The following is a 13,559-nucleotide window of genomic DNA, read 5'->3' on the forward strand; positions in this document are numbered from 1 at the left end:
CACGGCGTCCGCCCCTTCCACGTCAGCCCTGACGGGCGCCGAGTGCCCTTCAGCCGTCCCTGCGGGCGTCCGGCGGCGCGACGTACGAGGGGTCGATCTCCTCGATCGCGCGCATCGTGCCGCCGAGCATCTTGACCAGCAGCTCGCGCATGACGTCGCGCGACACCGTCTGGTGGCCGATCCAGTCGAGGGTGGCCCCCTCGACACCGTGCAGCCAGCCGAGCAGGGCGATGCGGGGCAACGGCCCGATCCCGCCCCGGCCGTACGCCCCTTCGGCGATCGTCTCCACGATCACCTCGCGCACACCCTCCCGGATCGCCTGCACCTCGGCGTCGAATCCCACGCCGCCGGCGATGATGGTGCGATAGGCGGCCTGGTTGTGCTCGGCGTAGCGGAGGTAGCCGTCGATGGTGCGGTGGACCCGCTCCACCGGGGGCAGTTCGAGCCCGCCCGCCGCGCGCGAGACGAGGTCCGCGACGGAGTCCTCGACGATGGCGAGGTAGTAGCCGCGCTTGGACGTGAAGTAGTAGTAGATCAGCCCCTTGGCGACATGCGCCTGCCGCGCGATGTCGTCCATGGAGAGTGCGTCGTAGGACGTGTCGGCGAACAATCTCCGCCCGATGGCGATGAGTTCGGCGCGACGCGCCAGTGAGCGGTCGGTGCCGCGCGCCCGTGGACGCTCGGCATCGCGCTGTTGACTATTATTCAATTCCGGCCCTGGTCTCCGACTGCCGACGGAACATCCGCAGTATGGCAGAAGCGTGGCGACCGTTCAGGCGCACGCGATCAACGATGCCCGAGGTACCGCGGCCCGGCCGAGGCTGCGGTCGCGGTCGCGTCGGGCATCGACGATCCCCGCCGTCGGCTCAGAACAGGCCGAGCTGTGTCGCCAGCATCGCCACGACCACCACGAGGGTCCAGCCCAGCACGTGCTCGAGGATCTTCGGGCCGTCGTCCCGGGGGCCGCCGGTGCGGGCGCGGAGACGGGAGGCGGTGGCGGAGCTCGTGGTCATGGCATCTCGCTGACGTAGTGGTGCGGTCGAATCGCCCGCCCCCGCCGGCTCCCCACCGGCCCGACCACCTTGCCACCGGAGCCGGCCGCTGCGGTAGAGAGCTTGCTCACGCCGGCGCTTCGACCGGCGTCGGACGCCCGGGAATGCCGCGGCGGCGCGCGAAGGGTGTGGGTCTCGTCACACACCCCGCCCGGACGAGGGAAAGGCCTCGATGGGCACCGGTCCAGGGCTGAGCCCCGAGGGGCGGCCCCCGGCGTGCGGGGGCCGCCCGTCGGCTCAGCGGATGCCCACCGCCGCGAGCGCCTTGAGCTGGCGCGGGGAGGGATGGGCCGGGAAGTACAGGTAGCAGACACCGCCGGTCCCGGAGGACACCCCGCCGGAGGCGTTGTAGCGCTTGGTCCGGAGCCAGATGTTCTCCCACTCGGAGCGCTTGTAGATCCTGCGCACCGCGTCGTCGCCCGGAGACGCCGGGTCGTTGGCGATCACGTCGCCCTCGGCGGTGAACCCGATGACCGTCATGAGGTGACCCGAGGTGCCGTACCCCGCGCCCGTCAGCTCCGTCTTGAGGAACGACTGGGACGTTATGGCCGGGATGCCGGCGGCGATCAGCGTCTCCAGGTCGGTGAGCGAACCGAGCCGGGTCACCACACCCTGGAGGTCCTTGTACGTCGCCGCGTAGGCCGCGTTGAACGGCCAGTTGCCGCATCCGTCGTACTGGTAGTCGAAGGTGGAGCGGGCCGCGAGGCAGACCTGCGGGTCGGCGTACGCCGGGTCGACCCAGGCGAGCTGCTCCGCGGTGGGCTTGCGGCCCCAGTACTCGATGATCATCTGCGAGGAGGTCGGGCTGCACCAGGCCTCGCCGCCGTTGTCGTACTCGGGGTACTGGCCGGCGTGGATCTCCTGCGAGAAGCGCGGGACCCGCAGCTCCTGGGAGAGCCCCGGGGTGGAGGCCGGGACGGTGAAACGGTCCGGGATGTCGGAGCCCATCGCGCCGAGCCGCCACACGGTCGGCGTGAGCCGCGAGCCGGGGGTGCGGTAGAGGGTCAGGCGCAGCCGGTAGGAGACGAGGCGCAGCCCGGAGGCCGCGTCGTCGATGGCGAACGTGTCCGTCCAGATGCTGCTGCGGCCGTCGCTCTGGTCGTCGACGGAGGTCCGCCGGATGTCCTGCTCGCCGGAGGCCCAGCGGCCCATCACGTACCAGGGGGTGGCCGTGCCGTCGGAGTACGTGCCGGTCAGTTCCACCTGGAGCCAGGTGCCGGCCGGGGTGCTCGCGTTCCAGGAGGCGATGACCTCCGTCGCGGGCACGCCGAGCCGGTGGACCGGGCTGGTCCAGGTCGCGTACTCCCAGGTGGCCGTCCTGCCGGTGTGCGGGTCGGTGTAGTCCGTGGTGCCGGCCCGGGCGACGATCACCAGACCGGGACGCACGCCCGGCACGGCACGCGTGCCCCGTGCGGCACCACTGCGCCAGTCGGTGTACGAGGTCCAGGCGTGGTTGTCCACGAGTCCGCCGTGGGCCCTGGCCGGGCGGCCCGGGACGGCGGCGGCCGCGGGGCCGGTGGCCCCCACGGCCGCCGCCGCGGCTACCGCGGCGGCGAGGACTGTTCTGCGGGACGGCTGTTCGGCTCTGCTCATGGGTGGTTGACCCCCAGGTGTCCGGAACGGGCGGGCCCAAGCTCGGTCGTGGGCCAACTATGGACGCCGGGGGCCGACTTCTGCCAGCACTTTCGGCCATGCCACGCCCACCAATATTGGTAGGGACCACTGGCATGACCTGCGGCGGCCCCGGACCCGTCGAGTGCCCGCGTCCCGGCCCCGGGTGCCGGGTCCGGGACGCGGGCCGGTCAGACGAGGTCCATGGCGGCGACCTCGTCGGGGCGGCCGTAGCTCACGGGCCCCTGGAAGCGGCGCCGTGCGGTGGCGAACCACCACACCGTGGCCACGATCAGGACCACGGCGAGGGCGATCGAGGCGTAGTTGAAGGTGTCGCCGGTGATGGGCGAGCCCTGCGGCAGCATGAAGAGCACGCTGCTGGCGAGGATCCAGATCACGGCCACCCAGCCGACCGGCCTGCTCCATCGGCCGAGGTTCCAGGGGCCCGGCTGGAACCCGTCCCCCAGCCGCAGCCGCAGGAAGATCGGCACGGCGTAGGCGAGGAAGAGGCCGACGACGTTGACGCTGACGATCGCGGTGAAGGCGGTGTGCGACCACCAGCCGGGCAGGACGAGGACCAGCGAGCAGCCGACGGCCAGCCACACGGCCTTGACGGGGGTACGGGTGCGGGGCGAGACGGAGTGCCACCAGCGGGAGCCCGGCATCGCGCCGTCCCGGGAGAAGGCGAAGATCTGGCGGGTGTTGCTGGTCAGGTTGGCCAGCCCGCAGAACAGCATGGACCCGATCACGATGAGCAGGATGACCTTAGCCATGCCCATGCCAAGCCCGTCGATGAGAATCTGGACGGGCGGCGCCGAGGAGGCGGCCACCTTGTCGTAGTCGTGAATGCTGTAGACGAGGGCGAGCATCAGGACGAGACCGGTGATCGCCGAATAGCCGATGGCACGCGTGATCCCCTTGGGTGCGTTGACCGTCGCCCGCACCGTTTCCTCGGACATGTGGAAGCTGCCGTCGAAGCCCGTGAAGGTCCAGCTGGTGACGAGCAGGCCGAGCATCCCGCCGTAAAGCCCGTTCGTGAAACCGGTGTTGTTCGCGAAATGCGTGACGAACGACGGCGACTGGTGGTCGTCGGGCATGACGACGAGGGTGCTCACGATCACGACGAGCCCGATCAGCAGCCACCAGACGGAGATCCGGTTGAGCAGGGCGACCAGCTGGACCGTGTAGGTATTGGCCAGACCCTGGAGCACGATGATCAGTCCCGTGATCAGGACGGTCTGCTGCGCGGTCGGCTCGTAGGTGTGCCACTGCAGGGCGACGAAGGCCTGGATGAAGGTGGCGGCCGCGTATCCGGTCGCGGCCGTGCCGCCCACCTGACCCACGAAATTCAGCCAGCCCGTGTACCAGGACCATGCGCCCTTGTGCCGTTTGGCGAGCTTTCCTGCGGAGAAATAGAGGGCCCCGCTGGTCGGATAGGCGGAGGCCACCTCGGCCATCGCCGCGCCGATGAAGAGGACCATCACGGAGACGCCGATCCAGCCGAACACGAGAATGCGGGGGCCGCCGGCGTTCATCCCGAATCCGAAGGACGAGAAAATACCCGAGACGATGTTGATGATCGTGAAGGAGATCGCGAAATTGTCGAACGCCTTGAATCGGCGGGTGAGTTTTCGCGGATATCCCATCGCGTGCAGTGTCGCGTCGTCATCGAGCGTGGCGGAATCCTGTCCGGCACGGGCTCGGGCGTGGGGGGCCGATATCCGTTCTGACACAACTGACCTTTCTCTTTGGGGTGTCGTGAGGTCTCTCGGGGTGTTCAGGGCGCGCCGGGTACGGCCAGGCCGCAGGCACGGCGGGCCCGGGAGAGCTGCTCCTCGGGTGCGCCGAACACGCTCCACGGCATGCGGCTGGCGTACGGCCCCATGGCCGTGAGGACCGCGCGCGCCTCGAACTCGCACTGCGCCATGAAGAGCGCGTGCGCCAGGTACGCCAGGTCGAGCACCGGCGTGAAGCGGTATCCGGACGCCTCCGGCAGCCAGTGCCGGTAGATCGCGAGCGCCGTCGAACGCCACTGCGGCTGCTCCCAGGTGCGGTCGACCAGCAGTTGCGAGGGGTCGTAACTCTCCACCAGGGCGACCAGCGGCAGCAGCCGCAGCGGGGAGGTGGCGGGGGCGCGCTGGCTCAGGAAGGCGGCGACGTCCCAGGCCGCGTTCACTGAGCCGCCGTACCGCGTGAAGAAGAAGGCCAGAAACCGGTGGTGCCCCTCACGGTTCCAGGGGTCGAGGCGCAGGATGTGCGAGAAGAGCTGCCAGGGGCCGGGTGGCTGGGTGAGCAGTCCGTGCGGCGCCGCGTCACGCAGGTCGTGCAGCCGGGCCATGGACAGCCGGGCCACCCAGGGCGTCGGATCGGCGCGGTCCATGACGGCGGCCCGGTCGCAGGCGGTCAGCGCTATCCGCTCCAGCGCCTCGGCCCGGTCGTCCTTCGCGTCGGCCGCGCGCAGCGCCCGCAGGACGGCCACGCGCGCCCACAGGAGCGCGGACTCGGGCGACGATCCCTCCTCGGCCAGCCAGCGCTCGGCGAGGTCGGAGTCGGCCGCCTCGGAAGCGAGAACCAGGGAGCGGTGGGCCCGGAGCGGGAAGTCCGCGCGGGTCTCCGTCAGAGCTTCGTGGGCGCTCAGAAAACGGCCGGCCCGGACATCCGTGCAGACGCTCGCGAGTCTGCGGTCGTCGGCCGCCGGATGCCACACGTACTGCCCCTCGAATAACCCCGCGGCCATCTTCCCCTGTCCATCCCCGTGCGACGTCCCGCCGTTGCGCACCAGGCACCCTACTCAGCTTCCCGGAGAACCGGAACGCCGTATCCGAAATACCTGCTTCCGCCGGGACCTGGAACTTCGGAGGCACCGAGGGCATTTCTTGAGGAATGTTCAATCGATAGTTCAACGCAACACCATTCAGCACCCATGGATCCGCCGCTCACGGCCCCTCGATAGAATGTTCCCCAGGAATATGCTCACCTCCGATCTCACCCCGGGACACCCCATCGACGTCCTCGCCGCCCGGCTGCGCCGGCTGCCGCCCTCCTGCGGGCCCGTCCGCCTCGTCGGCGTCGACGGCCACGCGGGCTCCGGAAAGACCACGTTCGCCGGGGAGTTGGCGGCGGCCCTGGGCGGCGCGCCTGTCCTCCACCTCGACGACGTCGCCACCCACGAGGAGCTCTTCGCGTGGACCGGGCGTCTGCTGAGCCAGGTGATCGAGCCGCTGCGGCGGGGTGAGAGCGCGCGGTACGCCCCCTACGACTGGACCTCCCGGGAGTTCGGGCCGGTCCATGAGCTGCCCGCCGCGCCCGTGGTGGTGCTGGAGGGCGTCGGAGCGGGCCGTCGCGTGTTGCGGCCGTGGCTCGCGCGGCTGTTGTGGATGGAGTTGCCGCACGACGAGGCCTGGGCGCGCGGGATGCGACGGGACGGTGCGGCGCAGAGCGACTTCTGGGCGGGCTGGGTCCGCGCCGAGCGCCGGCACTTCGCGGAGGACCCCTCGCGGCCCTTCGCGCATCATGTGGTGCGGCAGAGTTCCGAGGGGTACGAGGTGCTCCCGGGGCCCGCCGGGACGCCAGGAGAGGACCGTTTCATCACGCACCGTGACGGACCATCCGCAGTGTGCTGAACTTGTGAAGAGCGGCGCAGGAGAAGTTCTCCCAGTGCCTCAACTCTCCTTGACCGGGGGGCCGTACAGGTCTTACGTTCTGAATGAGCGGCCTTCGGGAGTCGCCCCGCAGTCGCGAAGCCCCCGGTTGTTCCCCCGTGATCGGGGGCTTCGTTCTGCCCACACCCCCCTTTTCCGGACGCCCTGCGACGCGGTTCGCTCACCCAGGGTCACCGCCCACTGTGCGCCCCGTCTGCTCCCACCTCGTGGAACGGGGTGTGCGGCACCCTTCGGCACGCCCATGAACCGCAGGTACGATGCCTCTCGGTGCGACCTTCGGACGGCTAGCCGCAACTCCCGTCCGCGGCACAGTCGTTCGACCAGAGATGCCGACGGGCACCTGCCCGGCGGCAAGGGAGGTGTCCTGATCCACGAGACACTTCCCGACCATCGGGGGCACGGTTTGTGGGGGACGTGATGGACTTCGGCACGCAGGGTCCCGAGGCCCCGGCCGACCTCGCCTGGCTGCGAGGTGTGGACGCCTACACGATGGGCGCCTACCCGCAGGCGGAGGAGGAGTTCCGCGCCGCGGTCCGGATGGACCCCGGTATGGCGGACGGCTGGCTCGGACTGCACGCGCTACGGGTGGACACGACGACCGCGCTGCTGCGGATGTTCCGGCACCGGGACCGCTTCGGCGAACAACGCGCCCGCCACCGGCGCACCATCAACTCCTGGTACTGGCTGGGCTGGTGGGTGCAGCCGGTGCTGGAGAGCCCGCGGGACCTGCTGCTCGCGCACGCCTCGCACTGGCTCGACGGACGTCATGTCCCGGAACTGGACCGGGCGTTGGCCGGTCTGCCACCGGTGGACGCGGACCACCAGGTGCGGTTCCTGCACGCGTGCCGCGCCTATCTGGTCAAGGACTGGGAGCAGTTGGTCCGGCACACCGACCCGCTGATCGACGATCCGATGCTCGGCATAGAGGCCGGCCTGTTCGGCGGCATGGCGCGGGTCAGGCTGGAGATGTTCGGGCACGCCGAGCCCCTGCTGTCGTCCGCGCTGATGCGCTGCCGCAGCGAGCAGCCGCAGCGCAAGGAACTGCGCTACTGGCTGGCCCGCGCCCACGAGGGCACCGGACGGTCCGCGGCCGCCCTCCCCCTGTACCGGGCCGTCCACCGGGTCGACCCGTCGTTCATGGACACCTCGGCTCGCCTCGCCGCCATCTCCGAGGGGGACGGCTACGACGACGCGGCGGCCGACCTCGCGGCGATCACCCTCGCCGGAGTGGGCCAGGACGTCCTGGAAGGCCCGGACGGAGTGGATCCGCTCTTCGGCTCCGAGGGACGGGACCTGAAGCTCTCGGAGCCCGATCCGCCGTCGGGCGGACTCCAGCCGGAGACCGACGTCTTCCGGGAGAAGGCGATGGTGCCGGTGCAGCCGCTCCCCACCGGCCCGACCGACCCCGCGTTATTGGAGGAGGCGCTCGCCGAACTGGAGTGCATGGTCGGCCTGGAACCGGTGAAACGCCAGGTGAAAGCGCTGTCGGCGCAGTTGAACATGGCTCGGCTGCGCGCCGGGCAGGGCCTGCCGGTGCAGCCGCCCAAACGTCACTTCGTCTTCTCCGGTCCCTCCGGCACCGGAAAGACCACCGTGGCCCGCATCCTCGGCCGGGTCTTCTACGCGCTCGGGCTGCTCGGCGGCGACCATCTGGTGGAAGCCCAGCGGGCCGACCTGGTCGGCGAGTACCTCGGCCAGACCGCCGTGAAGGCCAACGAACTGATCGACTCGGCGATCGGCGGAGTCCTCTTCGTCGACGAGGCGTACTCGCTGTCCAACTCCGGCTACGGCAAGGGCGACGCGTACGGCGACGAGGCCCTCCAGGTCCTGCTGAAGCGGGCCGAGGACAACCGCGACCACCTCGTCGTCATCCTGGCCGGCTACCCCGAGGGCATGGACCGCCTGCTGGCCGCCAACCCCGGTCTCTCCTCCCGCTTCACCAGCCGGGTGGACTTCCCCTCCTACCGCCCCCTCGAACTGACCTCGATAGGCGAGGTGCTGGCCGCCGAGAACGGCGACGTCTGGGACGAGGAGGCGCTCGACGAACTGCGCTCCATCGCCGGCCACGTCGTCGACCAGGGCTGGATCGACGAACTGGGCAACGGCCGCTTCCTACGCACCCTGTACGAGAAGAGCTGCGCCTACCGCGATCTGCGGCTGACCGGATACACCTCCACCCCCTCCCGCGACGACCTGTCGACGCTGCGGCTGCCGGACCTCATGCAGGCCTACGGGGAAGTCCTGTCGGGACGGGGGCCGCACGACCCGTCGGGGATGTGAGAAGGCCCCGGCCTCCACGGGCCGTGCGACCACCGGAGCGGTCGCACGGCCCGCGGAGAACCGGGGCCCACGCGCACGGTCAGCCGGCCAGCGCCTCCTCCGGAGCGGCCGGGGCCGGGCTCGGAGCGGCCGTGGCCGGACTCGGGCGGGCCTCCGCGACCCGCACCGGCGCGACGTCCCGGTGCGCCGGGTCGCGTACCTCGCCGACGAGCAGCTCCAGTACGTCCTCCAGCGCCACCAGGCCGAGGACCTTGCCGGCGGCGTCGGCGACCTGGGCGAGGTGGGTGGCGGCCCGCCGCATCACCGTGAGGGCGTCGTCCAGCGGGAGTTCGGCCCGCAGCGTGGTCATCGGGCGCCACATCTGCTGCGGGACCGCGCGGTCGGACTCCTCCAGGTCGAGGACGTCCTTCACATGCAGATAGCAGCCCATGAAGGCGCCGTTCTCCGCGACCACCGGGAACCGGGAGAAGCCCGTGCGCGCGGTGAGCGCGACGACCTGGCCCGGGGTGACCGAGGGGTCCACGGTGATCAGCGAGTCGCTGTCGAGCAGGACGTCGGTGACGGGGCGCGAGCCCAGTTCCAGGGCGTCCTCCAGCCGCTCCTGCTCCTCGGGGTCGAGCAGGCCGGCCTGCCCCGAGTCCTCCACCAGACGGTTGAGCTGCTCGCTGGTGAAGACCGCCTCGACCTCGTCCCGGGGCTCGACGCGGAACAGCTTGAGGATGAGCCGGGCGCAGGCGCCGAGGCCGAGGGTGACCGGCCGGGCCAGCCGGGCGAAGGCGACGAGTCCGGGGCTGAGCCACAGAGCCGTCTTCTCCGGCGCCGCCATCGCGAGGTTCTTCGGGACCATCTCGCCGATCACGAGGTGGAAGAAGACGACGAGGGCCAGCGCGATCACGTAGCCGAGGGGGTGGATCACCCCGTCGGGCAGGTGGACCGCCTCGAAGAGGGGTTCCAGCAGATGGGCGACCGTCGGCTCGGCGACCGCGCCGAGCGTCAGCGAACAGACGGTGATGCCGAACTGGGCCGCCGCCATCATCTGCGGAAGCCGCTCCAGGCCGTACAGGACCTGACGGGAGCGCGTGGTGCCCAGCGGCTCGATCTGGCTGCGCCGCACCGAGACGAGGGCGAACTCGGCGCCGACGAAGAAGCCGTTGGCGAGGACCAGCAGACCGGCGAGAAGGAGTTGGAGAACGCTCATCGGACGGCCTCCGGGGCGAGCGCGGTCCGCACCAGGCGGACGCGTTCGGCGCGGTAGTGGCCGACCTGCCGGACCGACAGACGCCAGCCGGGGAGTTCGGCCTTGTCACCGGGGGCCGGGATCCTGCCGAGCAGATCGGCGACGAGTCCCGCCACGGTCTCGTACGGCCCCTCGGGCACGTCCAGGCCTATGCGCTGCAGGACGTCCACCCGGCAGCTGCCGTCGGCGTCCCAGGCGGGCCTGCCGTCCTCCGGCGGGGCCGCGGCGAGCTCGGGCGGTTCGCCGAGCACGTCGTCGTGCTCGTCACGGACCTCACCGACGAGCTCCTCGACGATGTCCTCCAGGGTGACCACCCCGGCCGTACCGCCGTACTCGTCGACGACGACGGCGATCGGCTGCTCGCTGCGCAACTGCTCCAGGAGCGGCTGCACGGGCAGCGTCTCCGGGACGAGCAGCGGAGCCTGCGCGATCCGGCCGACGGGGGTGCGCAGCCGGTCGTGCGAGGGGATCGCGAGGGCGTCCTTGAGGTGCACCATGCCGACGATCTCGTCGATCCGCTCCCGGTAGACCGGGAAACGGGACAGGCCGGTGGCACGGGTGAGGTTGACCACGTCCTCGGCGGTCGCCGAGGACTGGAGGGCGCTGACCTTCACGCGCGGTGTCATCACGTGCTGCGCGGTGAGATCGGCGAGGGACATGGTGCGGACGAAGAGGTCCGCGGTGTCCTGCTCCAGGGCGCCGGCCAGGGCCGAGTGACGAGCCAGGGAGACGAGTTCGCCGGGGGTGCGGGCGGAGGCCAGCTCCTCGGCGGGTTCGACGCCGAGGGCGCGGACGAGCCGGTTGGCGACCGTGTTGAGCGCGGCGATCACCGGCCGGAACAGGCGGGAGAAGACGTGCTGCGGGCCGGCCACGAACCGGGCGACCTGGAGCGGCTTGGACACGGCCCAGTTCTTGGGCACGAGTTCACCGATCACCATCTGCACGGCGGAGGCCAGCAGCATGCCGGCCACGACGGCGATGCCGGCCACCGCCCCTTCGGGCAGGCCGATCGCGGTGAACGGGCCGTGGAGCAATTGGGCGAGCGCCGGTTCGGCGAGCATGCCGACGACGAGGGAGGTGATGGTGATGCCGAGCTGTGTTCCGGAGAGCTGGAACGAGAGCTCCTTGAGCGACTCGACGACCGTGGCGGCGCGCTTGTCGCCTTCGGCCGCGGCCTTCTCGGCTTCGGGGCGCTCGACCGTCACGAGACCGAACTCGGCGGCCACGAAGAAGCCGTTGGCGAGAATCAGCAGGAACGCTGCGCCAAGGAGCAACAGGGGGATGGTCATGCCGCCGCCTCGCTATGTCGACAGGGGGCGGCGCAGGTACTACAGGACGATCCGTCCATCGCTGGAGGGAGTCACTCCTCGGGTAGCAGGGAGCCTCTGAGGGCGGGGGCCACGTCGGAGGCGGAGGCGCGGTGAAACGTCTCCGCCACCAGATTAATCAAGACATGGGCCCTCAGGGCAGGGTGGAAGGGCGAGAGTCAGCCCGGATGTTCGTCACGCCGCCCACCGGGCTCGCGGACGGAGCGGGCCTCGACGAGAGCGCGCAGGGTCCGCGCGTCCTCGATCGCACGCCGTTTGGCGATGCCCGGCTGGATGCCCAGCACCGGCAGGCTGGTGCCGTCGCTGAGGTCGAGGAACACCCACGGGTCGCCGGGGCGCAGGTTGACCCGCAGGATCTCCGCCCAGTCCAGACGGCGACGGCCCGCGATGTTGACCACGGTGACCCCGGTCTCGTCGGCGACGACCTTGGGCCGCGAGAGCAGCAGGAGCACGCCGAAGAGCAGGGCGGCGGTGAGGATGAAGCTGAGCCGCTCTCCCGGGCTGAGCTGCTCCAGGAGCATCGCGACCGTGGTGATGACCACCAGGATCGCGGCGCCCGCGCCGAGCAGCACGGCCCGGGTACGGGACGGCCGGAAGGTGACGGGAAGACGGGGAAGGTCCGACATGTCCAGATGTCCTGTCAGAGCCGGCAGGCGTGGATGGCCGTGGTCAGAATGGCCCGCGCGCCGACCGCGTACAGGTCGTCCATGATCCGCTGGGCCTCCTTGGAGGGGACCATGGCGCGGACCGCGACCCAGCCCTCGTTGTGCAGCGGAGAGATGGTCGGCGACTCCAGGCCCGGGGTGAGGGCGATCGCCTTCTCCAGGTGCTCGGCGCGGCAGTCGTAGTCCATCATCACGTACGTCCGTGCGACGAGGACGCCCTGGAGCCGGCGCAGGAACTGCTGGACCTTGGGCTCGGCGTCCTCGGTGAGGTCGGCTCCGACGCGGCGGATGACGACGGCCTCGGACTTCATGATGGGGTCGCCGAAGACCTCCAGGCCGGCGTTGCGCAGCGAGGTGCCGGTCTCGACGACGTCCGCGATGACCTCGGCGACGCCGAGTTCGATGGCGGTCTCGACGGCGCCGTCGAGGTGCACAACGGAGGCGTCGATGCCGCTGTCGGCGAGGTACTTGCCGACGATGCCCTCGTAGGACGTGGCGACCGTCTTGCCGTTCAGGTCGGCGACGCCGCTCGCGGTGCCGGGCTTGGAGGCGAAGCGGAAGGTGGAGCGGGCGAAGCCGAGCGGGAGGATCTCCTCCGCGCTGGCTCCGGAGTCGATCAGCAGGTCGCGGCCGGTGACGCCGATGTCGAGGCGGCCGGAGGAGACGTAGATCGCGATGTCGCGGGGGCGGAGGTAGAAGAACTCGACCTCGTTGACCGGGTCGACGATCCGCAGTTCCTTGGACTCGCGACGCTGCTGGTAGCCGGCCTCATGCAGCATGTCCGCCGCAGGTCCTGAGAGGGAACCCTTGTTGGGGACGGCGATGCGCAGCATGAGGTCGGCTTCCTTTGCGTGAGGTGGTGCGGGGCTGGGGGCGGGACGGGCGGACGGGCACTGCGGGGCGATACGGGGGGCGGCCCCTACAGATGCGCGTACACGTCGTCGAGGGAGATCCCGCGCGCGACCATCATCACCTGGACGTGGTAGAGCAGCTGCGAGATCTCCTCGGCGGCGGCGTCCTTGCCCTCGTACTCGGCGGCCATCCAGACCTCTGCGGCCTCTTCGACGACCTTCTTGCCGATGGCATGGACGCCCTTGCCGACCAGCTCGGCGGTGCGCGAAGTGGCGGGGTCGCCGGTGGCGGCCTTCTGCTGGAGCTCGGTGAACAGCTCCTCGAACGTCTTCTTGGACATGGTGGTCCTCAGCCTACGCGCTCGGTGCCGTGCCTCAGCGCCAGGGTTCGGATACTGAGCGCAGGGTGGCCGCGGTCGCGACGGCGGCCGTGACCGCCTCGTGCCCCTTGTCCTCGTTGGAGCCCTCCAGACCGGCGCGGTCCAGGGCCTGCTCCTCGGTGTCGCAGGTCAGCACCCCGAAGCCGATGGGGACTCCGGTGTCGATGGAGACCTGGGTGAGGCCCTGGGTGACGCCCTGGCACACGTACTCGAAGTGGGGCGTTCCACCGCGGATGACGACGCCGAGCGCGACGATGGCGTCGTAGCCGCGGCCCGCGAGGACCTTGGCCACGACCGGCAGCTCGAAGCTGCCCGGGACCCTCAGCAGGGTCGGCTCGTCGATCCCCAACTCGTGCAGGGCGCGCAGGGCGCCGTCGACGAGTCCGTCCATCACCTTGTCGTGCCACTGGGCCGCGATGACCGCGACCCGCAGGTCGCCGCAGTTGCGTACGGACAGTTCAGGTGCACCCTTGCCGCTCACGTCTCTCCTCAG

At 70.6% G+C, this 13,559-nt stretch carries 13 protein-coding genes; 2 read left to right on the forward strand and 11 right to left on the reverse strand.

Going from position 1 to position 13,559, the window contains the following annotated elements; genetic code table 11:
• Positions 1-49: 49 nt before the first annotated feature.
• The 5 genes from ABZT74_RS12765 to ABZT74_RS12785 all read right to left on the reverse strand — a co-directional run bounded on the left by ABZT74_RS12765 (position 50) and on the right by ABZT74_RS12785 (position 5,400).
• The gene (locus ABZT74_RS12765; RefSeq protein ID WP_355866287.1) at positions 50-709 is read right to left on the reverse strand and encodes a TetR/AcrR family transcriptional regulator; all 660 of its coding nucleotides are present in this window, start codon (positions 707-709) and stop codon (positions 50-52) included.
• Positions 710-866: 157 nt separating this feature from the next.
• Complete coding sequence (locus ABZT74_RS12770; RefSeq protein WP_355866284.1) at positions 867-1,013, reverse strand: SCO1431 family membrane protein; 147 nt, start codon at positions 1,011-1,013, stop codon at positions 867-869.
• 276 nt (positions 1,014-1,289) lie between these two features.
• A complete protein-coding gene (locus ABZT74_RS12775) occupies positions 1,290-2,645 on the reverse strand; it encodes a peptidase C39 family protein (protein ID WP_356434576.1) in 1,356 nt (451 codons plus the stop codon).
• Positions 2,646-2,854: 209 nt separating this feature from the next.
• On the reverse strand, positions 2,855-4,396 hold the full coding sequence (locus ABZT74_RS12780; protein ID WP_356434580.1) for an amino acid permease: 1,542 nt from the start codon (positions 4,394-4,396) through the stop codon (positions 2,855-2,857).
• A gap of 44 nt (positions 4,397-4,440) precedes the next feature.
• A complete protein-coding gene (locus ABZT74_RS12785) occupies positions 4,441-5,400 on the reverse strand; it encodes a hypothetical protein (RefSeq protein ID WP_356434582.1) in 960 nt (319 codons plus the stop codon).
• 232 nt (positions 5,401-5,632) lie between these two features.
• Between ABZT74_RS12785 and ABZT74_RS12790 the strand changes: the two genes are divergently transcribed.
• A complete protein-coding gene (locus tag ABZT74_RS12790; RefSeq protein ID WP_356434585.1) occupies positions 5,633-6,286 on the forward strand; it encodes a hypothetical protein in 654 nt (217 codons plus the stop codon).
• Positions 6,287-6,742: 456 nt separating this feature from the next.
• The gene (locus ABZT74_RS12795) at positions 6,743-8,605 is read left to right on the forward strand and encodes an AAA family ATPase (RefSeq protein ID WP_356173176.1); all 1,863 of its coding nucleotides are present in this window, start codon (positions 6,743-6,745) and stop codon (positions 8,603-8,605) included.
• A 79-nt stretch (positions 8,606-8,684) separates the two neighbouring features.
• Here the strand turns inward: ABZT74_RS12795 and ABZT74_RS12800 are convergent, their stop codons facing one another.
• The 6 genes from ABZT74_RS12800 to ribH form a co-directional block, all read right to left on the reverse strand.
• Complete coding sequence (locus ABZT74_RS12800; protein ID WP_356434588.1) at positions 8,685-9,803, reverse strand: hemolysin family protein; 1,119 nt, start codon at positions 9,801-9,803, stop codon at positions 8,685-8,687.
• Positions 9,800-11,131: a hemolysin family protein gene (locus tag ABZT74_RS12805; RefSeq protein ID WP_355866263.1), complete on the reverse strand. Its 1,332-nt coding sequence runs from the start codon at positions 11,129-11,131 to the stop codon at positions 9,800-9,802. Before ABZT74_RS12805 ends, ABZT74_RS12800 begins: the two co-directional genes overlap by 4 nt.
• A gap of 197 nt (positions 11,132-11,328) precedes the next feature.
• A complete protein-coding gene (locus tag ABZT74_RS12810) occupies positions 11,329-11,796 on the reverse strand; it encodes a PH domain-containing protein (protein ID WP_356434590.1) in 468 nt (155 codons plus the stop codon).
• Between the two features lie 14 nt (positions 11,797-11,810).
• The gene (hisG, locus tag ABZT74_RS12815; protein ID WP_355866257.1) at positions 11,811-12,668 is read right to left on the reverse strand and encodes an ATP phosphoribosyltransferase; all 858 of its coding nucleotides are present in this window, start codon (positions 12,666-12,668) and stop codon (positions 11,811-11,813) included.
• Between the two features lie 86 nt (positions 12,669-12,754).
• Entirely contained in the window at positions 12,755-13,027 is a 273-nt protein-coding gene (locus ABZT74_RS12820) for a phosphoribosyl-ATP diphosphatase (RefSeq protein WP_081223298.1), read from the reverse strand.
• A gap of 34 nt (positions 13,028-13,061) precedes the next feature.
• A complete protein-coding gene (gene ribH, locus ABZT74_RS12825; protein ID WP_081223299.1) occupies positions 13,062-13,547 on the reverse strand; it encodes a 6,7-dimethyl-8-ribityllumazine synthase in 486 nt (161 codons plus the stop codon).
• Between the last annotated feature and the right edge of the window lie 12 nt (positions 13,548-13,559).

Source organism: Streptomyces sp. NPDC005302 (genome assembly GCF_040607345.1).
GTDB lineage: Bacteria > Actinomycetota > Actinomycetes > Streptomycetales > Streptomycetaceae > Streptomyces.